This window comes from Paraburkholderia sp. SIMBA_053 (genome assembly GCF_046534895.1).
Taxonomy (GTDB): domain Bacteria; phylum Pseudomonadota; class Gammaproteobacteria; order Burkholderiales; family Burkholderiaceae; genus Paraburkholderia; species Paraburkholderia caledonica.
In genome coordinates, this window is sequence record NZ_JAWRXU010000812.1 from 1 (window position 1) to 267 (window position 267).

The 267-nt window shown below is 64.8% G+C and carries 1 protein-coding gene; it reads left to right on the plus strand.

The window, feature by feature from the left end; all coding sequences use genetic code 11:
* Window positions 1–267, plus strand: a 267-nt coding sequence (locus SB753_RS37825; RefSeq protein WP_410805256.1) for a DNA polymerase thumb domain-containing protein, incomplete at both ends; no start/stop codon positions are given.

Sequence of the window (267 nt, forward strand, 5' to 3'; positions counted from 1 at the left end):
GCGCCGAACAAACTGCTCGCGAAGATCGGCTCCGAACTGGACAAGCCGGACGGCCTTACCATTCTGACGCCCCAAGACATTCCCACGCGCATCTGGCCGCTCGCTGCGCGAAAGATCAACGGCATCGGACCGAAGGCGAGCGATCGGCTGGCCGCGCTCGGTATCAATACGGTCGGCGATCTGGCGCATGCGGCGCCGGATCTGCTGCAGGCCAACTTCGGCCTCAAGTACGCAACGTGGCTCACGCACGTCGCGCAGGGCAGCGAT